This is a genomic window from Aureibaculum luteum, from assembly GCF_003449015.1.
GTDB lineage: Bacteria > Bacteroidota > Bacteroidia > Flavobacteriales > Flavobacteriaceae > Aureibaculum > Aureibaculum luteum.
In genome coordinates this window covers 388,259-413,209 of the sequence record NZ_QRGD01000002.1, presented here as the reverse complement: position 1 = coordinate 413,209, position 24,951 = coordinate 388,259, and the positions used below count along the sequence as shown (strand labels likewise).

Sequence of the window (24,951 nt, the reverse complement as noted above, 5' to 3'; positions counted from 1 at the left end):
ATCTACTCTAGTATAAGATTTTAATGGAAGTATCATCTTTCTCTAAGTTAAATTTAGCATCCGTATATTTAGGTGGTCCAAATCTGGATTTTGCATTATTACTGCAAGCATTAGGTTCTTTTGGTATTCCAAAATAGTTTTTATCTAATAACCCATTATTGTTTTCGTCGTGAAAAGAAGATATCGCATAAGTGCCTTTCGGTAATTGAAAAAATTCTACAATTGCTTTTCCGTTAATTATTTCTGTAATTTCTCCTTGATATGGATTTTTCAAAAAATCATCTCGATGATCATAAATTGCAACAAATAATTTTCCTTCATCAGAATTCAACCCCTCAATATAAACTTTTAGATTAACAGTAGATTGCGACCATGAAACCACTGAAGTGAATACAATAATTATTATACTTAATTTTTTGAATATCATTTTATTGTTGTAATCCTATTTTATAAGCAGATAATGCTCTTTCTCTAGCAAATTTATGATCTACCATAGGTTCAGCATAACCTAAATCAAATTCAGGAATCCATTTTCTTGTATATTCTAAATTTGTATCAAACTTTTTTAATTGTAAGGCGGGATTAAAAACCCTGAAATATGGTGCAGCGTCACAACCGGTTCCGGCTGCCCATTGCCAATTACCATTATTAGAAGACAATTCATAATCCAATAATTTTTCAGCAAAATAAGCTTCACCCCATCTCCAATCAATTAATAAGTGCTTACATAAAAAACCTGCGGTTACCATACGAACCCTATTATGCATATATCCTGTTTCATTTAGTTCTCGCATACCAGCATCTACCAAAGGATATCCTGTATTACCTTCGCACCATCGTTTAAAATCTTCTTTACTATCTCGCCATTTTATACCATCATATTTAGATTTAAAATTATGAGTTACCACTTTTGGAAACTGAAATAATATCTGCATAAAAAACTCCCTCCAAATAAGTTCACTTAAAAAAACAGCATTCTTTTCCATAGCAATCATCACAAATTTTCTGATACTTATTGTACCAAATCTCAAGTGAGGTGATAAATAAGAGGTCCCGTTTTTTGCAGGATAATCTCTATTTAAATCATAATCTGAAATGACACTTAAATTAACAGGTTGTACTTTCTGTTTACTTTTTACAAAACCAATGGTTTCTAAGCTAGGAAAAAGGGTTTCATAATTATAAAAACTATCCCAATCTAAATTGTTCTCATCTTCTACAGTAAAAGGACTCTGATTAAATTTTTCTAACCATTTATTTTTATATGGCGTATAAACGGTATATGGCTTTCCATCACCTTTTAGTATTTCATCTTTTTCAAAAATCACTTGATCTTTAAAATTACGTACTTCAATATTCTTTGATTCTAAAAAAGTAGTTATTTCTTGATCTCTTTTAATGGCATAAGGTTCATAATCCCTATTAAAAAAAACTTTTTTCACATCATATTCAGTTATTAACGCTTTCCAAATTTCTGCTATGTTTCCTTTTTTAATAAGTAATGAACTGTTTTTATTTTTTAATTTTAGATGAATGTTTCTCAATGACGTATAAATAAAAGTAAGCCTTCCATCGTTTTTAGGCAAATCTTCTAAAATTTCATCATCAAAAATAAATATCGGAAGTACTGGAAGTCCACTTTCCAAAGCTGTTTTTAGACCTACATTATCTTCTAAACGTAAATCACGTCTATACCAAAAGATTGAAATCTCAATTTTCTTCATAAATACCGAATTTTTTTTCGACTGCCTTTGTTCTATAATCGAATATTTCTTTTAATTTATTTTTTATAATCAATGTATTTGCAATGGCTCCTAAAAATCCAAATGGAGGTTGGTAACTTACAATATCTTTCATTAAAACACCATTTTCTATTGGTTCAATGATATGTTGATGATGCCATAATGAATACGGTCCAACCCTTTGTTCATCAACAAAATATTGTTTATCTCGCACATTTGTTATCTCCGTAACCCAAAGCGTTTTTATTCCTAAAAGAGGACTAACTTTATATGAAATGATCATACCTGGATACATCTTTTCTGGAAGATTTTTTGACACAATATCAAACCCCATATAATCAGGTGTTATTTCTTTAAGATTTGCTGGTGAAGATATAAAATCCCATATCTCATCAATGGTACAATTAATCTTTTGTTCCTTTAATAATTGATAAAATGCCATTTACTGTTTATTTAATGCTTCAATTTGTTTTAATACTTCATCCGCTTCCGCATATTTACGATCACTTTCCTTACGGTTTGTAGCCGATAATCGATGAGAAGCTGCTAAAAGCTTTTTATACTTATCATTTAGCTTATCTAATGGTGATTGTTTCTTAAAAAGGTTGAACATAATATGATTTTTAATTGTTTGTGTATATATAATAGTTTAGTGATGTGGCTATAGCAAGCCAAATAACATAAGGTAATAGCAATAAACTTATCAATTGTAACTTACTGTAATAAGCGATTAAAAAATAAAATATTAATATTGTGAGTAAAGAAATTATGATTAGGGCTAAGCTAACTGCATGTTGGTTAAAAAAAACATAGTTCCAACTCACATTTAGTACTACTTGAAAAATAAATAAAATGATAACTTTCCCTGTATTCTCATTGGTATATAACTGAGCCATATAAATTGAGAAACAAATCATTATAATAGTCCAGGCAGCTCCAAAAACCCAACCTGGTGGTGTCCACGGTGCTTTATTCAATCCTATATACCATTCGGTTTGTGGTCCATTATTCATTAACCAACTACCAATGGCTAATGCACCAAAATTTATAACTAAGAAAATGACAACTAATATATTAAATTTCATTGGTCTATAATTTTAGCGTTACAATACCACAATCCATCTCAAATATTTGTCCTGATATAGAAGCCGTTTTTTCTGATATTAAAAACTCAGCCATGGTTGCCACTTCTTTTGGGTCTAAGTATTTTTTTAGAGGATGTCTTTCTATCATTTTTTCTTTCATGTTATCATTCCTCAATAATTTATCAGCCAAACCTGTATCTGTTACTGTAGGTGCAATTGCATTTACTCGCACTGTCGGTGCCAATTCAGCTGCTAGAGATTTAACAAGGCCTTCCACTCCACCCTTGGCTGTCGCAATACTTGCATGATATGGCATACCTAATTTTACAGCAACGGTACTAAACAGTACTATTGAAGGTGCATTACCTTTTTTTAATTGCGGTAGGTATTTTTGTATCACCTTTACCGCACCAATTACATTAATGTTAAAATCATCTTTAAAATCATCAATACTTAATTTTGAAATTGGCTTTAAGTTGATACTTCCTGGACAATAAATTAGTGAATCTGCTACCTCAATTTCTGGTAATTCATCTTCCAAAACATCGCATTGGAATTGACTAAAATTATTATGATTAATTTGAGATGGACTTCTGCTAATATTTATAATTTTAAAATTGTCTATTAAAGTTTTAACAATAGCGTTTCCTATCCCTTTACTTCCTCCGATAATTATAATTGTTTTCATTCGCTACCTTTTATTTTACTAATAAACTTCAATATTATTTTTAATGAAGATTATTAATCATAAAACATGTTGCTTTATTATCATCCCATTATAAGAGACCAATAATTATGACGTTTTTAATTGTTAATACTATTCTGTAATTCTGCAATTTTAGACGGTGATTTAAATACTCCTCCATAAAAGCTCGTAACTGTACTTGAGGTATCGTCTTGAATACCTCTAGAAGATACACATAAATGTTTGGCATCTATTATAACAGCCACATCTTCAGTTTCTAAAATAGTTACCAATTCATTTGCTATCTGATTCGTTAATCGCTCTTGTACCTGTGGTCTTTTTGCAAAATATTGAACTATTCTGTTTAATTTTGATAAACCAATAACCTTACCCGATGAAACATAAGCCAAATGAGCTCTTCCAATAATAGGTACAAAGTGATGTTCACAATTAGAATAAAAAGTAATGTTTTTTTCAACTAACATTTGATTGTATTGATACTTGTTATCAAACAAAGCAATTTTAGGTTTATTTTTAGGATTTAATCCTGAAAATATTTCATCAATATACATTTTGGCCACTCTATTAGGTGTACCTTTTAGCGAATCATCATTAAGATCTAGTCCCATTACCTTCATTATTTCTTGAAATAAATAGGCTATTTTTTCCTTTTTTTCGCTATCAGAAATACTAAACGCATCCGCCGTAAGTGGAGTTTCCAAACCAGTATACAAATGGTCATCACCTATTTCATGATCAGAAAAATTATGAAGGTGATTTTCACTAAGCAGGGTATTCAACAAAGTTTCTTGATGTTTCATATAGTTTAATTTTTAAATCTAATTTTTTATCTAAATTTTTTCTTAATAATGTAAAAATTACTCTGGCAATATTTTCAGCAGTAGGATTCAGCTCTTTAAATTCTATAACATCTAAATTTAAATTCTTATGATCCAATTTTTCTAACACTTCATTTTTTATGATGTCGGACAATATTTTAGTATCTATGACATATCCAGTTTCTGGATCGCAAAAGCCAATTACTTTAACTTCTAGTTCATAATTATGACCATGATAATTTGGGTTATTGCATTTACCAAAAACTTCGCTATTTTTTTCTTGGCTCCAATGGACGTTGTTTAGCCTATGGGCTGCATTAAAATGTTCCTTTCTTACTATAGAAGTTTTATATTGTTGTTTTAACATTTTCTGTTTAACTTTTATATTGCAAAGTTAAACATTATTAACGAAAGATTATTAAGAAAATGTTAATTATTAATTAGACGAGATATCATTCCATTAAAAATAAATCCATGAAAAGGAGCTACTGCATACCAATATAATCGTCCTAATAAACCTTTAGGTCTAAAAACGGCCCGTTGGTATAATATGTTCTCAATAATAACAAACTCTAGCCAAGCTTCTCCAGGTAATTTCATTTCTGCATAAAGTAATAAACGCTTCTCCTTTTTATTAGCATACAAAACCCTCCAGAAATCGAGAGCATCTCCAGCACTTAATTTGGTTGGATGGGTTCTACCACGTCTTAAGCCTATTCCGCCAGATATTTTATCTAGATATCCTCTCATTTTCCAAAGAAAATTACCATAGTACCATCCGTTATTACCACCTATAGACCAGATCTTTTCTAGAGTTCTAGTTTCATTTTTTACTTCCCTTTTTTTAATATCCTTAAAGCAACCATACTGAGGCACTTCTATATATTGTGATAATTTCTTATTAAACCTTCCACTTACAAAAGAGTCCTTCCAACTTGAAACACTACTGTTCTGCTCTATTTTTATAAAGGCTTTTTGAACCGCCTCCTTGTAAGTTATCGGGTTAACCCCCAACATTTCATTTATATCACTATCAATTCCAATAACTTCTACTTTCATACTATCTACCAAACTAATTGCCAATTTATAAGACGTGGCAGTTATAAAATACAACCAATAAGATGATAATTTTGGTGTCATTACCGGTACAGAATAAATATATCGTTTAAATTTACGAACTTCAGCAAACCGCAACATCATTTCTTTATAGGTCAATACTTCTGGTCCAAAAATGTCATACGATTTATTGTACAATTCCTGTTTTCCAATTGCCTTAGAAAGAAAAGTCAACACATCACGTATTGCTATGTATTGTGATTTAGTATTTACCCATTTTGGAACAATCATTAAAGGTAATTTTTCAACTAAATCTCTAATAATCTCAAAGGAAGCACTTCCGCTACCTACAATTATTCCTGCTCTAAACGTTGTTAGAGCATATATTTTTGATTGCAAGGTGTTTTCCACTTCTTTTCTAGAAGCTAGATGTTTTGACAGATTACTATCATTAACAATACCACTGAGATAAATAACTTGTTTCGCATTGGTAGTTTCAATATGGTTTTTAAAATTTGCAGCACATTGTTTTTCCAATTTTTCAAAATCTGTGGAAGAAGAAGACATAGAATGAATTAAATAATAAGCTACATCAATATCTTTTGGAATTGCTTTTAAAGTATTTTCTTTTAAAAAATCCACCTCAATTAATGAAATGCTTTTGTTTTTCTTAACAACCTCAGGAACCCTTCCTATATCTCTAACACAGCATACTAATTGATGATCTAATTCCAACAGGAGAGCTATTAAGCGTTTACCGATATAACCTGTTGTACCTGTGATTAAAATTTTCATATTATTATTTTAAAACTATTTAAAAATTTACGATAGTGCTCATCTGATTAATCTTACACCTATTATATATTAAGAGCAAGATACAACATTATTAGTATTGTGTTTAAGTTTTTTAACATAACTTTAAACATAATATATTAAATTGTATTTTTTGTTTAATTATCTTTTCTTAAACTTAAACAATAATATTATGAGAACTAGAAATTTAATGATTGCTTTTGCCATGACCGGATTTATTTTTAGCACTGCCTGTGCGGAGACTAAAAAAGAAAATGTGCAAAATGAAACAAAAGAAGTAACATCTGAAAATGTTACAGAAAAAGAAGCCATTAAAAAAACTCCGACTATTGTTGGCGTTGCAGCTGCTAACGAAGACTTTTCAACTTTAGTAGCAGCGGTTAAAGCTGCCGATTTAGTTGAAACACTAAATGGCGATGGGCCATTTACAGTTTTTGCACCCGTTAATGCTGCTTTTGATAAATTACCTGAAGGTACTGTTGCAGGTCTATTAAAACCTGAAAGTAAAGATGCTTTAACATCTCTTTTAACGTATCACGTGGTTGCAGGTAAATTTATGGCTGCAGATGTTGTAAAAGCCATTAATGATAATGATGGTACTTTTTCTATACCTACAGTGCAAGGTGGTAATCTTATCGCCTCTATGAGTGGTGATAATGTTATCTTAACTGACGAAGGTGGAAATGTTTCCTCTATTATTATGACTGATGTTGCTGCGTCAAATGGCGTTATACATGCAATAGATTCAGTAGTTATGCCTAAATAATAGGTTGGTTTTTTTGATAGCGAAATCGTCATCAGCCTTAAAACGCTGGTGGCGATTTTATTTTATTATAATCGTTTCTTCTTGAACAATTCGATCAACACAATACTACCAAAAAGCATTGTAAAAGCATACCCCGCATCTTCAATGGGAATGGTACCTAATCTAATTCCTAAATTTTCACTATTGTTATACCACACTACAGGTTCATCTATAAAAGTTCCAGTAAGTATTCCGTTTACAATTACAAATGGAATTAGAATAATTAAAAAAGTTATATAAAATATTGGTAATTCTTTATTCTTAGTAAGATAACTATAAATTAATAAGGCACTTAAAAATATATAATTATAAAATGTATAGGCCTTATTAAAATTCAATAATGCTACAATTAATAACACCATTATCAAGCTAATGGTTATAAAATTAGAAATTCTTTTGGGTATAGATATAGTTGGAAAGAAATGTTTGAATGCATAATGGATAAATAAACTAGCGTACGGAATACAAATAAAAAAAAGCCATTCTTCAATTGGTAAACTAAATACATTAATACCAATCAAATAATCCTCATTAAATCCCCAAACACCATTCATGGTAAAGATGATATCCCAAATGATAAAAAATGTAGCCACAATTACAATGGATAAAAAGACTTCTTTCCACCATTGAATAAAATGCATTCGTTTTTCAAAACTATATAAAAATGGAATGCTAAAAGACGCTAAATTTAAAAGTAGGTAAAGTGACATTTATATCTTAAAATATTTAAATGGAACAAGCAACATACCAAAACATTCTCCTTCTTGTTTTCCAAGATGTTTATGATGTACTTTATGGGCTTTTCTCAGTCCTATTAAATATTTAATTTTGGTTTTCTTAAACCATTTAAACCTTTGATGAATGAGTACATCATGTACTAGAAAATAAGAGATACCATATAATAGTACCCCCAGACCAATAAAAAATAAATAATTTACACCACCATCAACCCCAAAATAAAAAAGCAAAATACTAGGTATGGCAAATATGACAAAGAAAATATCATTTCTTTCAAAAGTGTTTTCATATTTAGGTTGATGATGATCTGCATGAAAATACCACATAAAACCGTGCATGACAAACTTATGCGTTATCCATGTTACCGCTTCCATACATAGAAAAGTAACCAGTGTTATTAATATGAATTTTAAAACTATCATTTACATTAAATTCAATTTGTAAGTTACAAAAGATTGTGCTAATAAGCTAACCTTACGAGGATTAGAAACTCGTATTCTAGTATTCATTATTTTTTTACTTGGGGTTCTTTTTAATTTATTTAATAAACATTTATAATAAATATAAGATGTGTAAACACCAAATTTAGCTTCATTGGGGAGGTTTTTTATACCTTGATATGCGATTTTAAAATCCTCCTCTATTTCTGCTATTATTTCCAATTTCGAAATATTATCTAAATTGTGAATATCAATATTAGGAAAATAAGATCTATCTAGAACTTCTATATCATCCTTCAAATCTCTTAAAAAATTAACCTTTTGAAATGCTGAACCCAATCGCATTGCCGATTTTTTTAGTTCATTAAATTTGTTTAAGTCTCCCTTTACAAAAACTTTTAAGCACATAAGCCCTACAACATCTGCCGAACCATAAATATAATCTTCATATTCATTTTTATCGTAATTATGCTTGGTTAAATCCAGTCGCATACTTTTTAAAAAGGATTGCACCAAATCATCATCAATATTATATTTTTTTACGGTGAGTTGAAAAGCATTTAAAATGGGATTTAAACTAATACCTTCATGGTATGCTTTATAATAATCTTGTTCAAATTCTTCCAGTAAATTTGCTTTATTATACTCATGAAATGTATCTACAATTTCATCTGCAAAACGCACAAAACCATAAATGCTATAAATCGCATCTCTTATTGAGGGTGCTAGCATTTTTACCGCCAATGTAAATGATGTACTGTAAGATTTTGTAACTAATTTGCTACACCCTACTGAAACGGTATTAAATAAATTATCCATAAGCTTATTGTTTTAGGTGGTCAACTAAAGGGTAATGTTTTTGTATTAAACTTGATACTATTTTACCTGATATTAATGCTGGTGGAACACCAGGTCCAGGAACGGTTAATTGCCCTGTAAAAAATAAATTACTTACTTTTTTACTTTTTAGTTTCGGTCTTAAAAAAGCTGTTTGAGTAAGCGTATTTGCCAAACCGTAAGCATTCCCTTTATAAGAATTATAATCTTCTTTAAACTCTTTTATGCAGTACGATTTTTTAAATAGAATATGTTCTTTTACACTTTGATTGGTTAATTTTTCAAACCTATCCATAATATGATTGAAATATTTTTCACGAATTTCTGGAGTATCTTCAATACCAGGAGCTATTGGAATCAAAAAGAAGCCTGCTTCTTTATTTTCTGGTGCAAATGAAGGGTCTGTTAAACTTGGAAAATTGGCATAGAATAACGGTTTTTCTGGCCAAGAAGGTTTGTCATAAATTTCAACTGCATGTTTATCAAAATCAGAATCAAAAAATAAGGTGTGATGACATACTTCTTTTATTTTTTTATCAAAACCTACATAAAATAATAAAGAAGATGGGGCTAATACTTTTTTATCCCAATACTTTTCAGAATACTGACGGTATGGTTTATCTAACAACGTTTCTGTATGATTATAATCTGCCCCACTTAAAACAACATCTGCTTTTAAAAGCAAATTATCTACTTGGACTCCTATTGTTTTACCATCTTCAACTACAATTTTTGAAACATTGCTATTTTTTCTTATCTCTACGCCTAAACTGGTTGCAAGATTTGTCATAGCTTTAATAACTTCATGCATACCACCCTTTGGATGCCAGGTTCCTAAACCAAAATCGGCATAATTCATGAAATTATAAAAAGAAGGTGTATTACTAGGCTTAGCCCCTAAAAATAGTACTGGAAACTCCAATATTTGTATCAACTTTTGGTTCTTTATTTTTTTTCTAACCTTTTTTCTAATACTTGTAAAAAACTGATTGACTCTTTTTATAGTAACTGGAGTTATTAGTTCAGCAATAGAAACCCCTGGTTGATAAACCAAATCCTTTATGGCTACTTCATAATTAAATTTAGCAGAATCTATAAAATCTTGAAGATATTTAGAACTTCCTGGTTCAATTTCATCAAAAGTCTTTTTAATATCATTTAAATTATCTGATATTTTTATACTATCTGATGTATTGAAGTAGACCTGATAAGCAGGACTTAATTTACTCAAATCATAATAATCTGACACTTTATGCTCAAAATCAGCGAAAAAACTTTCAAAAACGTCTGGCATCCAATACCAAGAGGGTCCCATATCAAATTTAAAACCGTCTTTTTCGAACACTCTCGCTCTACCCCCAACCATTTCATTTTTCTCTAAAATAGTAACGGAATAGCCCGCCTTAGCTAGATAACAAGAGGCCGCTAATGAAGAAAAGCCTGATCCAATAATAATAATTTTGTTTTTCATATTGTTTAACAAATATACAATTTTATTAAACAAAACAAAATTATATTATTTATATTTTATCTAAGGCTTGCACGAGTGAACCAATGGCCTCAATTTGTGAGTAAGATTTTGAATTTTCATATTGTGAAGATTTCCTTCCTAAAAACCAAAAATTATTATCTGTTCCTTTCAGCAACTTCTCATTGATGTCTTCTAAATATTGTCCAATATTATTTTCATTAGGTTCAACTGTAAAATAGGAAATAAACTGAACATTATTATATAAAGGTTTTATGTCTTGTACTGCATCAATAGCAATATTTTGACCTAAGTAAATTGAATGATAACCACGTAAAATCAATTCGTAATGCAAATACAAAAGTCCTAATTCATGTATTTCTTTCATGGGTAAAAATAATACATACGTCTTTTCATTTTCTTTAAAACTTGTTACCTGACTTCGTTCAATATTTGACTGTATTTTTTGCATAATCAAATTTGAAACAAAATGTTCATGTACTGGTTTTATAGATTTATGCTGCCATAAAAATCCTATTTGAATTAACAAAGGAATAAATACTTCTAAAAATATTTCTCGAAAAGATTTATATGCTAATAATTTATTGTAAGCTTCATTAAATGAAACGGCATCAAAATTGAGCATTGCAATCTTAAATTCATTTATAACTCCGTCTTCCAACGCCTTATCAGTAGTCAATTCTTTAACTTTCAAGAGCAATACATCATCCGAGAAATCAGCAATTTTAGAAATTTTAAAACCATTATTATATAATAAATTGATGTTTAATAATTTCACAAAATTATCGCCATCATAGTATCTTATATTGGTATCTGTTCTAGAAGGCTCAAGTAGATTATATCTTTTTTCCCAAATTCTAATGGTATGGGGTTTAATTCCTGTGAAATTTTCTAAGTCCTTAATAGAAAATTTAGTTTTAATATTGTTTAACATAATTAGGTTATTGTGAAACAAATGTACGTTTTTTTATTTATTAATAAAGAATCTTGTAACAAAACGTTATTTTGTACTACTAATACCTTGAAATTAACCACCAGTGAACAAAGAATTAGAGCTAAAATTTATTTCAGATTTAGAAGAAAATCAAAATATAGTGCATAAGGTATGTAGGATATATACCAATAATAAAGATGCTCATAATGATTTGTTTCAAGAAATCAGTATTCAGTTATGGAAGGCCTATCCCAAATTTAGAGGAGATTCTAAGTTTAGTACTTGGATGTATAGAGTTGGATTAAATACGGCTATAACCATATATAGAAAATCGAAACGCTCAATTAAAACACAAGATTTTGATTCTGTTTTACACAAAATTGAGTCTGTTGATTATGATGATACCGAAGAAGAGCAATTAAAATTATTATACAAAGCTATTTATCAATTATCTGATATTGATAAAGCTTTAGTACTACTTTACTTAGAAGAAAAGAATTATAAAGAAATTTCTGAAATGATGGGAATTAGTGAAGTAAATGCTAGAGTAAAAATGAATAGAGTAAAAACTAAATTAAAAAACATACTTAATCCGTAAATATGGATCAACTAGATTTATTAAAAAAAGATTGGAAAAGGCAAGATAGTGTCAACCCTAGATTATCTAAAGACGCACTATCCAAAATTATTCATAAAAAATCATCTTCCATTGTAAAGTGGATTTTTATAATTAGTGTTTTAGAACTGGTAGTTCCGATACTTATATCATTATTTACGGGAAAAATGGGTTCGGCAGAAGAATTGGAAAATTTGGGTTTATCTACTTTTATGAAATCCTATTATATAAAATCTTTTTATGTTTTTTATTATGTAGTAATCATATACTTTATCTACTTGTTTTACAAGAATTATAAAACCATTGCTACCAACGTAAGTTCAAAGTTATTGTTGCAAAACATTTTAAAAACTAGAAAAATTGTGAAGTATTATATATGGTTTAATTTAGCATTAATACCTGTAATTTCATCCATTCTATTTTATAAAATTTTTCATTCTGAAAATTTTCTAGAACAATTACCTCAAGACACCAACATGCTTGTTGTATGGGTATTATCTGTAATTATCACCTTAGTTATGGTAGTACTATTTTGGTTGTTTTATCAGTTGATATATGGCTTTTTATTGAAGAAACTAAATAGAAATTATAAGGAATTGGTTAGTAATGATGTTGCTTTATAAAATATCTAAACTTCCTTTACCCTCTCTAATTACTTCTATTTCATCTTCAGATAAATCGATGACAGTTGATGGTTGGTTATCACCATAGCCTCCATCAATAACAATATCTACTAATTTCTGCCATTTCTCAAAAATTAATTCAGGGTCAGTAGTATATTCAATAACATCATCATCATCACGAATAGATGTTGAAACAATTGGATTACCTAATTCCTTAACTATTTCACGGATTATATTATTATCTGGAACTCTAATACCCACCGTTTTTTTATTCTTAAAAGCTTTTGGTAAATTATTATTACCTGGTAATACAAACGTATAAGGACCAGGTAATGCCCTTTTTAAAATTTTATAAGTTGGTGTATTAATCTGTTTTACGTAATCAGACAAATGACTTAAATCGTTACAAATAAATGAAAGGTTCGCTTTCTCTAATTTAATCCCTTTTATGCGTGCAATTTTACTCATTGCTTTGGCGTTAGTAATATCACATCCTAAGCCGTAAATGGTATCTGTAGGGTAAATAATTAAACCTCCTTTTCTAAGAACTTCAACTACCTTGCTGATTTCCTTAGGGTTTGGGTTTTCGTTGTATATTTTTATGAATTGAGCCATTTTAAAATAAAACTACAATTATGCAGTATAAAATTAATAAAATAATAATAACATTTTCCATTTCTGCACTATTACTTTTATTTATTTCTTGTACTGATGACACTCCTAATGCCGAAATTGAATTAGAAAAGTCTGAAATAATAGATGTTTCTTATGGTGATCATGAAGAGCAAAAATACGACATTTATCTTCCAAAAGGGAGAACAACACAAGCAACAAAAGTATTTATTTTAGTGCATGGAGGCGGTTGGGTTGAAGGTGACAAAAAGGATATGAAAGATTTTATACCTGAATTACAACAAGAATCACCAAATTATGCTATTGTTAATATAAATTATCGTTTGGCATCTCAAGGTAATAGCCCGTTTCCAATGCAAATTGATGATATTAAAGCCGTAATAGCACAATTAAAAGCAAAAAAGGATGAATATCAAATAGCTAATAATTATGCTTTTATTGGTACAAGTGCCGGTGCACATTTAGGAATGCTTTATAGTTATTCATATGATACAAATAAAGATGTTGAAATGGTTTGTAGTATTGTAGGACCAACAAATTTTACGGATAACGCTTATGTGAACCCAACGGAGCTTACTTATTTGTTTTTAGCCTTACAAATACAAACAATTACAGGAGTAAGTTTTGAACAAAATTCACAATTTTATATAGCTAATAGTCCTTACCATGTGGTTACTGAAGATGCTCCACCTACACTATTATTTTATGGTGATGAAGATCCTTTAATTCCCTCTTCTCAAGGAATAGATATGCATGCCAAATTAGATGAACTTGGAGTGACCAATGAATTCACTCTTTATAGTGGTGAAGGTCACGGTTGGGAAGGTGCAAATTTATTAGACACTACTGTAAAGCTAAGAGCTTTTATTCAGGCAAACTTTTAACGCTATAAAACTAAAGTTTTAATTTGTTTAAAGGCTACTGAAAATGTAATCGTAAAAATTAATAATCTTTTTGAATTACGAATTTTATTTCATTTTCTGTTTCACCTTTTTCAACTCAAAACTCTCGCCTAAATACACTTTTCTTACCATTTCATCTGCAGCCAATTCTTCTGGTGTTCCTTCTTTAAGAATACCACCTTCAAACATCAAATAGGTTTTATCAGTAATAGCAAGCGTTTCTTGTACATTATGATCGGTGATTAAAATACCTATATTTCTGTCTTTTAAATGAGAAACAATACTTTGAATGTCTTCAACTGCGATTGGATCTACACCGGCAAAAGGTTCATCTAATAATATAAAGTTTGGGTCAGATGCTAATGCTCGAGCAATTTCTGTTCTACGACGTTCTCCACCTGACAGTAAATCACCTCTATTCTTTCTGACATGACCTAGACTGAATTCTTCAATGAGCGATTCTAATTTTTCCTTTTGTTCCCTTTTAGACAATTTTGTAAATTGTAAAACGGAAAGTATATTATCTTCTACAGAAAGTTTTCTAAATACGGATGCTTCTTGAGCTAAATAGCCTACTCCTTTTTGAGCACGTTTATACATCGAATCATCTGTAATATCTTCGTTGTCTAAAAATATTCTGCCTTCGTTAGGTTTTACCATTCCTACAATCATATAAAAAGAGGTGGTTTTGCCTGCTCCATTTGGACCTAGTAAACCGATAATTTCACCTTGTTCTACTTGTAACGAGATGCCTTTTACAACCTTTCTACTACCGTAAGTTTTTTCAATATTCTCCGCTCTTAAAATCATTAGCTTAATTTAATAATTTTTATTTATCATTTAAAACAATGCTTTTTACATCCATTGGTATCTTAATTTTCTAACCGTTCCCTTTCGACCTTATCAGATTTTACGAAAAAAAACTAACCCTTAGCGGCCCTCTTTCTTGCTTTTCGTGCCATTACACTAGCTATAACAATACTTACTTCATACAAAATTGCCATAGGTATTGCCACAATAAATTGACTAACAACATCTGGTGGTGTAATAATTGCCGCTAATAAAAGTAACACAACAATGGCATACTTTCTATATTTTCTCAAAAACTCAGGAGTTACTATTCCCATTTTTGCAAGAAAATAGATAATAACAGGCATTTCAAAAATTAAACCTGCGGCTAATACCGAAGCTCTTAACAAACCAATATATGAACTTATATCAGTATTATTCTCCACTTGCATAGAAACTCTATAAGAACCTAAAAAGTTTATAGACAACGGTGTTATTAAATAGTAACCAAATAATACACCTAAAAAGAACAATAACGAAGATATTATAATAAAACTTCGGGCATGTTTCCTTTCTTTTACATACAATGCTGGCTTTATAAATTTCCAAATTTCCCATAAAATAAATGGAAACGCCGCAATAAACCCTACCGTAATTGACGTCCAAATATGAGCAGAAAACTGCCCTGCCATGGTTCTACTTTGAACTATAAAAGGTATTTCATCAATACACAAACCATCGGTACCAAACCTTTGTGAAAGATCACATAAAAACCTATACGTAATAAATTGAGGGTCTTTGGGAAGAAAAATAATCACATCAAAAATAAATGATTTCATTAAAAAAGCGATAGAACTCATTACAAGTACCGCTAATGTTGATCTCACTAAAGTCCACCTCAGTACTTCAAGATGGTCTAAGAAAGACATTTCCTTTTGTTCTTTAGTCTTTTTCTTCGCCATCTTAAATTATACCTTCTTTTATTAAATCATGTAAATGTACTACTCCTTTATATTCTTCGCCATCTGCAACCAATAATTGTGTAATATTATTGCTCTCCATAATATTTAATGCCGCAACAGCCATAGCATCTGAACCGATAACTTTTGGATTTTTACCCATAATTTCTTTTGCAGTCAAGTGCGTAAAGTTATTATTATTTCTAAGCATTCTTCTTATATCACCATCTGTAATTATACCGATTATAGCACCATTTTCAATTACAGCCGTAGCTCCTAATCGCTTTTCAGAAATCTCAATAATTACGGTTGTAATAGAATCATCTGGTTTTACAATAGGCTTTGTATTTTTCTCTATCAAATCAGAAACTCTAAGATATAATCTTTTACCCAATGTTCCGCCAGGGTGATATTTTGCAAAATCTTTACTCGTAAAATCTTTCATTTCCAACAAACAAATGGCCAAAGCATCACCCATAACCAACTGGGCAGTAGTACTGGTTGTTGGTGCCAAGTTGTTCGGACAAGCCTCTTGTTCAACAAAAGAGTTTAAAACAAAATCGGCTTGCATTGCCAAATATGATTCTAAATTACCTGTAATTGCAATAATTTTATTTTTTGAATCTTTTATTAACGGTAATAACACTTTTATTTCTGGTGTATTACCACTTTTTGAAATACAGATAACGATATCATCTTTTTGTACAATACCTAAATCTCCATGTATAGCATCTGCCGCGTGCATAAATATAGACGGTGTTCCTGTTGAATTTAACGTTGCGACTATTTTTGTGGCAATATTGGCACTTTTGCCAATTCCTGTAACAATAACGCGACCTTTCGATTTAAGAATAAATTTAACAGCATTTTCGAAATCTTTGTTCAAAAAATTTATTAAATTCGCTATCGCCTTACTTTCGATAGTAATACTATTTTTGGCAATTTCTAAAATATCTTTTTTAGTATTCAAAATGGAAATTATTAGTATATAAAAATAAAGTAGTATCTTTAGTTGCAAATGTATCTAAAATTATAGATAAATAATAAAAAGAGTGACAAATTTAAACTTACACGACGCCTTAAAACAATATTTTGGATTCACCAAATTTAAAGGTTTACAAGAGCAAGTTATTAGAAGTATTATAAATAAGGAAGATGTCTTTGTTATAATGCCTACTGGTGGCGGTAAATCTTTATGTTATCAGCTACCGGCATTAATACAAGAAGGTACTGCAATTGTAGTATCTCCTTTAATCGCTTTGATGAAGAATCAAGTAGATGCCATAAGAGGTATTTCAGAAGATGAAGGTATTGCCCATGTGCTAAATTCCTCTTTAAATAAAGGAGATGTTGCACGGGTAATGAATGATATAAAATCAGGCGTAACAAAATTGTTATATGTAGCTCCAGAATCTTTAACGAAAGAGGAATACATTGATTTTTTAAAAACTCAAAAAATATCCTTTGTAGCTATTGATGAAGCCCATTGTATTTCTGAATGGGGACATGACTTTAGACCTGAATATAGAAATCTTAAAAAAATAATTGAACGTATAGATGATGTTCCTATTATAGGACTCACCGCTACGGCAACTCCAAAAGTTCAAGAAGATATTTTAAAGAATTTAGCCATTACAGATGCTACAACTTATAAAGCTTCTTTTAACCGACCTAATTTATATTATGAAATAAGGCCGAAAACTAAAGACGTAGAAAAAGATATTATCAGATTTGTTCGAGATTTTAAAGACAAGTCAGGAATTATTTACTGTCTAAGTAGAAAAAAAGTTGAAGAGATAGCAAATGTGCTCATCGTTAATGGGATAAAGGCTGTGCCTTATCATGCAGGTTTAGATGGTAAAACCAGAGCCAAACATCAAGATATGTTTTTGATGGAAGATGTCGATGTTGTAGTTGCTACTATTGCTTTTGGAATGGGGATAGATAAACCGGATGTTCGTTTTGTAATACACCATGATATTCCTAAAAGTTTAGAAAGTTATTATCAAGAAACAGGAAGAGGTGGTAGAGATGGTGGCCAAGGTCATTGTCTTGCTTTTTATGCCTATAAGGATATTGAAAAATTAGAAAAATTCTTGTCTGGTAAACCTGTTGCCGAGCAAGAAATTGGTCATGCCTTACTGCAGGAGGTGGTTTCTTATGCGGAAACTTCAATGTCTCGTCGTAAATTTTTATTGCACTATTTTGGAGAAGAATTTGATGAGAAAAATGGAGACGGAGCCGATATGGATGATAATGTTAGAAATCCAAAAAAGAAAATAGAGGCTAAAAATGAAGTTAAAATATTATTAGAAACTATTAGGGATACAAAAGAAGAATACAAATCTAAAGAGGTGGTTAACACTTTAATAGGAAGGTCAAATGCTTTATTAAAATCGCGAAGAACGGATGAACAGACTTATTTCGGAGTAGGAAAAAATAAAGAAGGCGTATTTTGGATGGCTTTAATTCGTCAAGTTTTAGTGGCTGGGTTTATAACCAAAGAAATTGAGCAATATGGTGTACTAAAACTTCCACAAAAAGGTTTAGATTATATTGAAAACCCAACGTCATTTATGATGACTGAAGATCATTTTTATGGAGATGAAGATAATAGCAACATCATAACAAATAGTAAAGCATCTGGAGCCGTTGTTGACCAACAGCTGATGTCTATGTTAAAGGATTTGCGTAAAAAAGTGGGTAAACGTAAAAATGTACCACCATTTGCTGTTTTTCAAGATCCTTCGATGGAAGACATGACCATGAAGTACCCCATAGACTTAGAAGAATTAGCTAATGTACATGGTGTAGGTGAAGGTAAAGCAAAAAAATACGGTAAAGAATTTGTAGACTTAATTCAGCGTTATGTTACCGATAATGACATTACTAGACCTGATGATCTTATCGTAAAAACAACAGGTGTTAATTCCGCTTTAAAATTATTTATTATACAAAATACTGATAGAAAACTTCCATTAATTGATATCGCAAAATCTAAGGGTTTAACCATGATTGAGCTTACTAAAGAGATGGAACGAATTGTTTATTCAGGTACTAAAATAAATATCAACTATAGTTTAGACGATTTACTTGATGAAGATCAGCAAGAAGAAATTCATGATTATTTTATGGAAGCTGATACCGATAAAATACAAGAAGCTCTTGATGAATTTGATGGCGATTATGACGAAGAAGAATTACGCCTAATGCGAATTAAATTTATAAGTGAAGTTGCTAATTAATTAATCAAAAAAATACAAGTACACATTAATAGAAATAAAAACTAAAAAGCTCTTGAATTACTTCATGAGCTTTTTTTATTTGTAATTAAGTAAATTAGACTAAACAATTATACATTCAATTTGTCTATCTTTTTTAATTCTTCAATGACCTCCTAATTGAGTTCCTAAAAAAGCTACTATAAACCCTAACAACACTGCGATGAACTTGCGGATATTAAATTGATGATTTTGAGAACTTTCGAATAATATTGCCGTGGCAATATGTAAGAAAACTCCAATTATTATACCCGTTATCTGCGTGTGATAATTTTCAAAAAATGTAATATTTGAACTGAATAACAGGCCCATTGGGCTCATCAGTGCAAATAAGATAACAAAGGTGTAAATCAACTTTTTTGACAATGTAGATTGTAATAAAAAAACGGTTAGCACAATGGTTACCGGTATTTTATGAATAACAATTGCCCACAATAGTAAATTGTTTTGAGCTAAATTAAGTGGAATTCCTTCCAAAAAAGAATGAATACATAAACTCAAAAACAATAACCATGGTACTTTTTTAATATGAGAATGGTTGTGAACGTGAATATGACCATGCTCCGCCCCTTTCGAAAAATATTCTAAAATAGTTTGTATTAAAATTCCTATCAGGATATATACACCAACGTCTTCTTTATGCGATTCAAATACCTCTGGTAATAAATGCAGTACCGTCATAGATAATAAGTACGCACCACTGAATGATAAAAAAAGTTGAATTATTTTAGTACTTGGCTTTAATGAAACAACAACGAGAACACCAATTAAAACAGATAAAATTAAAGCTATAAAACTCATTCTAATAGTAGTATTAAGCGGCTTGAATTTTCAACATCAAAATCTTCAAGTGCATACGATCCAAAAGTGTGTTTCAAATGCAAACCAGCAGTTATAAAGTATTCCTTTAATGTTTCAAGAGGTAAAAATTTAATTTTTTCCGTATAATGATGATCTCTGCCATCAGCAAAAAAGCGAATATCTTTAATTATGGCATTGCCATCAACAGTTCTACTAATATCAAAATCAATATTGTTTCGCGACACAGACTCCTTGTAAACTATGTGTTTTTTAACATAATCAACATTCAAAAAATCAATAACCAACAATCCATTTTCTTTTAATCCGTTTTTTAAATTCTTTAAAACTTGAATATTTGTTTCTGCATCGTCGAAATATCCAAAACTTGTAAATAAATTGAAAATAGCATCAAATTTTGTTTCAAATGAATCACGCATATCGTGAATTTTAAAATGTAATGATTCGTTTTCAAACTGTTTTGCAAAAACGATACTGTTTTCTGAAAGGTCAGCACCAATTACATTATAACCCAATTGATTTAAAAAAACCGAATGTCTTCCTCTTCCACACGGTAAATCTAAAATTTTGCTATTCTTTTCCAATTTTAAAAAAGAAATGAGATGTTTCATAAAGTTTTGTGCTTCATCATCATTTCTATCTTGATACAAAATATGATAATACTTTGTGTCAAACCAATCTTTAAACCACTCCTGTTTTTCTTTCATAACTATTAAAAAAGCAAAAGTAAGGAATTGCTTTTAGGTTACAAGTTTCAATTTTAATATTTGACATGCCTCTTTGAATTATTTTCATGCTGTACCTTAAACATTAAAATAAGAGTTCTCCATTCTTCAATAACTTACACATTTTTATAGGCATCATATAGTAAAAAGAATTTTACTTAAAAATAAACCAAGTACTGATAATACATAATTCTTACAATTAAAAGCTACATGTTATTTCGACAAAACTATATCTTCACAATCTTTGACTTTACCGTAATAAGTTTCTCTATATTTATGTACTATTTTTATCGGAAAGCCCAAGGCATATTTTTTTATATAAGTAACTCTAGATTTTAACTGACCCATTTTTTTTGTATAACGTATTTCTGTTTTTGTGCTCCGTTTTACATATATTAATTTCATCATTTATAATTTTATTTATTTAAATTTAAATACCAAACATTCATACTTTCAAGGGTGTTTTCTACCAACGTATTGTTAATTAATGTGCCTCCCGGAATAAAACCTTGTTTTGCAAAGGTTATATTCAACCCATAAGAAGTTGATCTTACAATAGCATATAGTGTATTCAATCCTTTTCCAATAATCGCTTCTTTTATTTTGTTCATGATATAAAACGATAAATTTTGACCTCTATAATTAGGGTGTATGGCAAAATCAATAACTTCTGCATTAGATTCTTTCTTATCAATTTTCACCATAGCAGAAATCACTAATTTAGAGTCTTTATAAGCTCCATAAAACTCATAATTATTTTGTAAACATTCTTTAAGATATTCTATTTCCCATATAGGAAAAGCATAGGTTTTAAAAGATAATTTATTTAAATCACTCAATCTTTCTAAATCTTTTGATTCCAATTTTCTTAAATCATATGCTAAAGGCAAGTTCTTATTTTGATTATCTAAAGTAGCTGCTAACGCAATTTTTTTTACTGATTCAATTATTTTCATTGTATTCAGACTACAATATTCTCGTTTTTCATTCAAATATTCAGAAATAAAATATCCTGTAGCATCTTTATATAAATTTGGAATTTTTGCCTCAACCTTAAAGCCATTCATTAGAAATTGTTGTAATCCACTTTCTGGTACTTTGCCAATAATTTTATCGTACTTCTTCTTATTTGCTAATCGGTTTACATTCGTTATGATTTTATCAAAATTAGTATATTTAAAACCCATAAAGTAAACCCTGTTATTTACCGTACCATGATGGATAAGTGTTCCTTCAATTTCTTCGAGAATATCAAAATTCATTCTATTTATTTTCATTTTCATTCTCTTATTTGACCATCACCAAACATATAATACTTATTTGTTACCAGCTGTTTTAGACCTAGAGGACCTCTATGGTGCAATTTATCAGTACTGATTGCTAATTCAGCACCAACCCCCATTTTACCACCATCAGTAAATCTAGTAGATGCATTTTGATAGACCGCTGCACTATCTACCTGTTGCATAAAATCTAATGCAGTTTTGTCATTACTTGTAATAATTGATGCAGAATGACCTCCTGAATATTTATTAATCTTACGGATTGCTTCTTTCGGTGTTTCAACTTCACCAATACAACATTTCATAGACAAAAACTCTTCATACCAAATTGCATCTTCCTGAATTAATGTTTCATTAATTAAAACTTCATTGATTTTCTCATCAACTAGAATGTCAATATTGTTATCCGATAAAACACGTTGTAATTCGTGCAATTTTTCATTGTAATTTTTAATTTTCCTGTTAATTAATATTTTATCTAAGGCGTTGCATGCAGAAATTTTATCCATTTTTGCATTAAGTATTACTTTTAGACTCATTTGCCAATCGGCATTCTCATCAACATATAAAAAATTATTACCTCTTCCACTAATAAGTACAGGACACTTAGCATGTTCTTTAACAAAGGCAATTAATTTTTCTCCACCGCGGGGAACAATTAAATCTAATTTTTCAGTTGGATTTTTTAAAAATTTCTGAGTAGCTACTCTATCCATATTCAACAATTGAACATAATCGATAGGTAAATTATTTTCTTTTAAGGCTTTATGCCAAAAATTGACTAATACCGTATTGCTGTGTATGGCTTCTTTACCACCTTTTAGCAAAATTTTACTATTTGCTTTAAAAGCAAGTACACTTGCTTCAACAGTTACATCTGGCCGAGATTCATAGATAATCATAATCGTACCAAACGGTGCCGTTTTATTTACAATTTTTAATCCGTTTTCTAGAACATTATTTGAAATTACCTGATTTACAGGGTCTTCTTGAGCTTCTACTTCTTTGATAGCTTGAATCATTCCATCAATTTTTTTAGAATTTACAATCAACCTATCATACATCGCCTGATCTTCTTTTTTAAAAGCTTCTAAATCCTTTTTATTTGCTACTATTAAATCTTCACGATTTTCATCTAATATGACCATCATTGAATTCAGTACCTTATTTTTTATATCTGTTTCTAATAATTTCATTTTTATAATTTTTCTAAATTTATTAATGTTGAAGTGTTTTAATTTTAGCCACTTTAGTACCCACATTTTTGCCATCAATGATATCAATGATGGTATTATCTTTTTTACCATTGGCGATATACGTGGGGATATTATTTGCTGCCGCCTTTTGAGCATAATCGAGTTTTGAGCCCATTCCACCACGACCTTCGGCTTCCCCTTTATTACTTTCTTTGATGTATCTATTAACATTTTCTTGTACACCTACATTTTCAATAAGTTCACTTTTTTCAGAATCAGGATGACCATTATATAAGCCATCAATATCTGTTAATATAATTAGCTTATCGGCATTTAATAATTGAGCCACCAAACTAGCCAATTCGTCATTATCGGAAAACATAGACATTGTTACCGAAACGGCGTCATCTTCATTCGCAATTGGTATAACTCCTTCAGATAACAAACCTTCACAACATTTAATCATATTTTCACGATGCACACCTGGGTTAAAATCACGCTTGGTGGGTAATACCTGTGCACACTTCATTCCATAATCTTGAAAAATATTATAGTACAACCGCATCATTCTAGGTTGACCAATGGCGGAATATACTTGTCGCCGTTGCGTTTTATCCTTAATTTTTGATTTTCCTAAAATTTCTTTTCCCGCGATAACGGAACCTGATGAAACCAGAACGCAAATAATATTACGCTCATACAGTTCAGCAATTTGACTAACCAGTCTACGTAATACAGGTCTCACAATTCTATTATCCTTGTTGGTCATTACATTAGTACCAACCTTAATTACTATTCTCTGTTTATACATATTTTTATTTATTTTCCTTTCCCATTTCAATGGCACGATTAAAAGCGGCATATGCGGCTTCTTTAATCAATTCATTTACATTATTATCTTCCATAGAATCTAAAGCAGCTCTTGTTGTACCTCCTTTGGAAGCCACTTTTTGCATCCAAGAATTTGCAGATAGTGAAGATTGATTAAAAAGTTCAACAGCACCCGTAAAAGTCTGACTTACTAACACTTTAGAAACACTTTCTGAAAATCCCATTTGTAAAGCGGCTTCAGTCATACTTTGCATAAAGTAAAATACGTAAGCAGGACCACTACCCGAAATTCCAGTAGAAGCATCGATAAATTTCTCGTTACTTACTAAAATCGATTTACCTGTAGAGTCTAGTAGACTTTCAACTGTAAGGCGTTCTATTCTAGAAACGCTTTTAGAGGTGACATAAGAGGTAAGGCCTTTACCTACTTGTGCAGGTAAATTTGGCATTGCTCTCACTATTTTTTCTAGTCCCGTAAGTTTTTTTATGGTATCTATAGTTACCCCCGCCATAATTGATATAATTATTTGTTCTGGTTTTACTAGCGTAGCCATTCTACCAAAAAGCTCTTCAGCGTGATATGGCTTTACAGCGATAAAAATAATATCAGCTTCTGGCACACAATCTTCCAAATTTTTATAAGCATCAAAATGTGAAATTTGATGTAGTTCCTCTAATTTTTCTTTGGAGTTGTCCAGAATCATAATTTGATTTTTCTTAAGCATTTTTGATTTAGACATTCCTTCTGCATAGGTTAAACCCATATTCCCTGCTCCAATAACTAATACTTTCATTTAAATTTGTTTTATTTAATATTCTAGTCTATAACCT

At 30.2% G+C, this 24,951-nt stretch carries 30 protein-coding genes; 5 read left to right on the top strand and 25 right to left on the bottom strand.

Annotated features, from left to right (window positions below; all coding sequences use genetic code 11):
- Positions 1-7 precede the first annotated feature (7 nt).
- From D3P13_RS07005 to D3P13_RS06965, 9 genes are all read right to left on the bottom strand, one after another.
- Positions 8-427, bottom strand: a complete 420-nt coding sequence (locus D3P13_RS07005; RefSeq protein WP_117880601.1) for a DUF2141 domain-containing protein — start codon at positions 425-427, stop codon at positions 8-10.
- Between the two features lies 1 nt (position 428).
- On the bottom strand, positions 429-1,724 hold the full coding sequence (locus D3P13_RS07000; RefSeq protein WP_117880600.1) for a cryptochrome/photolyase family protein: 1,296 nt from the start codon (positions 1,722-1,724) through the stop codon (positions 429-431).
- Entirely contained in the window at positions 1,711-2,184 is a 474-nt protein-coding gene (locus tag D3P13_RS06995; RefSeq protein ID WP_117880599.1) for an SRPBCC family protein, read from the bottom strand. The genes D3P13_RS07000 and D3P13_RS06995 overlap by 14 nt, the downstream gene beginning before the upstream one ends.
- Positions 2,185-2,355, bottom strand: a complete 171-nt coding sequence (locus D3P13_RS06990; protein WP_117880598.1) for a Lacal_2735 family protein — start codon at positions 2,353-2,355, stop codon at positions 2,185-2,187.
- 10 nt (positions 2,356-2,365) lie between these two features.
- On the bottom strand, positions 2,366-2,827 hold the full coding sequence (locus D3P13_RS06985) for a TspO/MBR family protein (protein ID WP_117880597.1): 462 nt from the start codon (positions 2,825-2,827) through the stop codon (positions 2,366-2,368).
- A 4-nt stretch (positions 2,828-2,831) separates the two neighbouring features.
- Positions 2,832-3,515: an SDR family NAD(P)-dependent oxidoreductase gene (locus D3P13_RS06980; RefSeq protein ID WP_117880596.1), complete on the bottom strand. Its 684-nt coding sequence runs from the start codon at positions 3,513-3,515 to the stop codon at positions 2,832-2,834.
- Between the two features lie 116 nt (positions 3,516-3,631).
- Complete coding sequence (folE, locus tag D3P13_RS06975; protein WP_117880595.1) at positions 3,632-4,333, bottom strand: GTP cyclohydrolase I FolE; 702 nt, start codon at positions 4,331-4,333, stop codon at positions 3,632-3,634.
- Positions 4,296-4,718 carry a 6-pyruvoyl trahydropterin synthase family protein gene (locus D3P13_RS06970; RefSeq protein ID WP_117880594.1) on the bottom strand — a complete coding sequence of 141 codons (423 nt, stop codon included), beginning with the start codon at positions 4,716-4,718 and terminating at the stop codon, positions 4,296-4,298. Before D3P13_RS06970 ends, folE begins: the two co-directional genes overlap by 38 nt.
- A 62-nt stretch (positions 4,719-4,780) precedes the next feature.
- Positions 4,781-6,202, bottom strand: coding sequence for an SDR family oxidoreductase (locus D3P13_RS06965; RefSeq protein ID WP_117880593.1), 1,422 nt, complete (start codon positions 6,200-6,202; stop codon positions 4,781-4,783).
- A 190-nt stretch (positions 6,203-6,392) separates the two neighbouring features.
- Between D3P13_RS06965 and D3P13_RS06960 the strand changes: the two genes are divergently transcribed.
- Complete coding sequence (locus tag D3P13_RS06960) at positions 6,393-6,986, top strand: fasciclin domain-containing protein (protein WP_117880592.1); 594 nt, start codon at positions 6,393-6,395, stop codon at positions 6,984-6,986.
- A gap of 65 nt (positions 6,987-7,051) precedes the next feature.
- On the opposite strand, the gene D3P13_RS06955 is transcribed toward D3P13_RS06960, so the two are convergent.
- From D3P13_RS06955 to D3P13_RS06935, 5 genes are read right to left on the bottom strand one after another with little or no spacing between them, the layout of a single operon-like run.
- Complete coding sequence (locus D3P13_RS06955) at positions 7,052-7,735, bottom strand: lycopene cyclase domain-containing protein (RefSeq protein WP_117880591.1); 684 nt, start codon at positions 7,733-7,735, stop codon at positions 7,052-7,054.
- Positions 7,736-8,185, bottom strand: coding sequence for a sterol desaturase family protein (locus D3P13_RS06950; RefSeq protein ID WP_117880590.1), 450 nt, complete (start codon positions 8,183-8,185; stop codon positions 7,736-7,738).
- Positions 8,186-9,022: a phytoene/squalene synthase family protein gene (locus tag D3P13_RS06945; protein WP_117880589.1), complete on the bottom strand. Its 837-nt coding sequence runs from the start codon at positions 9,020-9,022 to the stop codon at positions 8,186-8,188.
- Between the two features lie 4 nt (positions 9,023-9,026).
- Positions 9,027-10,511: a phytoene desaturase family protein gene (locus D3P13_RS06940; RefSeq protein WP_117880588.1), complete on the bottom strand. Its 1,485-nt coding sequence runs from the start codon at positions 10,509-10,511 to the stop codon at positions 9,027-9,029.
- A 49-nt stretch (positions 10,512-10,560) separates the two neighbouring features.
- Positions 10,561-11,463: a MerR family transcriptional regulator gene (locus D3P13_RS06935; protein WP_117880587.1), complete on the bottom strand. Its 903-nt coding sequence runs from the start codon at positions 11,461-11,463 to the stop codon at positions 10,561-10,563.
- Positions 11,464-11,566: 103 nt separating this feature from the next.
- Between D3P13_RS06935 and D3P13_RS06930 the strand changes: the two genes are divergently transcribed.
- Positions 11,567-12,061, top strand: a complete 495-nt coding sequence (locus D3P13_RS06930; protein WP_117880586.1) for an RNA polymerase sigma factor — start codon at positions 11,567-11,569, stop codon at positions 12,059-12,061.
- Positions 12,062-12,063: 2 nt separating this feature from the next.
- A complete protein-coding gene (locus tag D3P13_RS06925; protein WP_117880585.1) occupies positions 12,064-12,702 on the top strand; it encodes a hypothetical protein in 639 nt (212 codons plus the stop codon).
- Here D3P13_RS06925 and D3P13_RS06920 read toward each other — a convergent pair.
- Entirely contained in the window at positions 12,697-13,317 is a 621-nt protein-coding gene (locus D3P13_RS06920; protein WP_117880584.1) for an L-threonylcarbamoyladenylate synthase, read from the bottom strand. The two genes, D3P13_RS06925 and D3P13_RS06920, sit on opposite strands and share 6 nt — an antisense overlap.
- Positions 13,318-13,337: 20 nt before the next feature.
- On the opposite strand from D3P13_RS06920, the gene D3P13_RS06915 reads away from it, so the two are divergent.
- Complete coding sequence (locus D3P13_RS06915; RefSeq protein ID WP_117880583.1) at positions 13,338-14,219, top strand: alpha/beta hydrolase; 882 nt, start codon at positions 13,338-13,340, stop codon at positions 14,217-14,219.
- 84 nt (positions 14,220-14,303) lie between these two features.
- Here D3P13_RS06915 and lptB read toward each other — a convergent pair whose 3' ends face one another.
- From lptB to D3P13_RS06900, 3 genes are all read right to left on the bottom strand, one after another.
- Positions 14,304-15,047 (bottom strand): LPS export ABC transporter ATP-binding protein, encoded by a 744-nt coding sequence (gene lptB, locus D3P13_RS06910; protein WP_117880582.1) that lies wholly within the window; start codon positions 15,045-15,047, stop codon positions 14,304-14,306.
- A 113-nt stretch (positions 15,048-15,160) separates the two neighbouring features.
- Positions 15,161-15,988 carry a twin-arginine translocase subunit TatC gene (gene tatC, locus D3P13_RS06905; protein ID WP_117880581.1) on the bottom strand — a complete coding sequence of 276 codons (828 nt, stop codon included), beginning with the start codon at positions 15,986-15,988 and terminating at the stop codon, positions 15,161-15,163.
- 1 nt (position 15,989) lies between these two features.
- On the bottom strand, positions 15,990-16,955 hold the full coding sequence (locus tag D3P13_RS06900) for a KpsF/GutQ family sugar-phosphate isomerase (protein ID WP_117880580.1): 966 nt from the start codon (positions 16,953-16,955) through the stop codon (positions 15,990-15,992).
- Positions 16,956-17,037: 82 nt separating this feature from the next.
- Between D3P13_RS06900 and D3P13_RS06895 the strand changes: the two genes are divergently transcribed.
- Positions 17,038-19,230: an ATP-dependent DNA helicase RecQ gene (locus D3P13_RS06895; RefSeq protein ID WP_117880579.1), complete on the top strand. Its 2,193-nt coding sequence runs from the start codon at positions 17,038-17,040 to the stop codon at positions 19,228-19,230.
- Positions 19,231-19,371: 141 nt separating this feature from the next.
- Here D3P13_RS06895 and D3P13_RS06890 read toward each other — a convergent pair whose 3' ends face one another.
- The 7 genes from D3P13_RS06890 to proC form a co-directional block, all read right to left on the bottom strand.
- Entirely contained in the window at positions 19,372-20,067 is a 696-nt protein-coding gene (locus D3P13_RS06890) for a ZIP family metal transporter (protein ID WP_117880578.1), read from the bottom strand.
- A complete protein-coding gene (locus D3P13_RS06885; protein ID WP_117880577.1) occupies positions 20,064-20,792 on the bottom strand; it encodes a class I SAM-dependent methyltransferase in 729 nt (242 codons plus the stop codon). The genes D3P13_RS06890 and D3P13_RS06885 overlap by 4 nt, the downstream gene beginning before the upstream one ends.
- 231 nt (positions 20,793-21,023) lie before the next feature.
- Positions 21,024-21,215 (bottom strand): hypothetical protein, encoded by a 192-nt coding sequence (locus D3P13_RS06880; protein ID WP_117881215.1) that lies wholly within the window; start codon positions 21,213-21,215, stop codon positions 21,024-21,026.
- An 11-nt stretch (positions 21,216-21,226) separates the two neighbouring features.
- Positions 21,227-22,087 carry a putative beta-lysine N-acetyltransferase gene (gene ablB, locus D3P13_RS06875; protein WP_157972850.1) on the bottom strand — a complete coding sequence of 287 codons (861 nt, stop codon included), beginning with the start codon at positions 22,085-22,087 and terminating at the stop codon, positions 21,227-21,229.
- Positions 22,088-22,089: 2 nt separating this feature from the next.
- Complete coding sequence (locus D3P13_RS06870) at positions 22,090-23,289, bottom strand: glutamate-5-semialdehyde dehydrogenase (protein ID WP_117881212.1); 1,200 nt, start codon at positions 23,287-23,289, stop codon at positions 22,090-22,092.
- A gap of 22 nt (positions 23,290-23,311) precedes the next feature.
- Positions 23,312-24,100 (bottom strand): glutamate 5-kinase, encoded by a 789-nt coding sequence (gene proB, locus D3P13_RS06865; RefSeq protein ID WP_117881209.1) that lies wholly within the window; start codon positions 24,098-24,100, stop codon positions 23,312-23,314.
- Between the two features lie 4 nt (positions 24,101-24,104).
- On the bottom strand, positions 24,105-24,914 hold the full coding sequence (gene proC / locus D3P13_RS06860; protein WP_117880575.1) for a pyrroline-5-carboxylate reductase: 810 nt from the start codon (positions 24,912-24,914) through the stop codon (positions 24,105-24,107).
- Between the last annotated feature and the right edge of the window lie 37 nt (positions 24,915-24,951).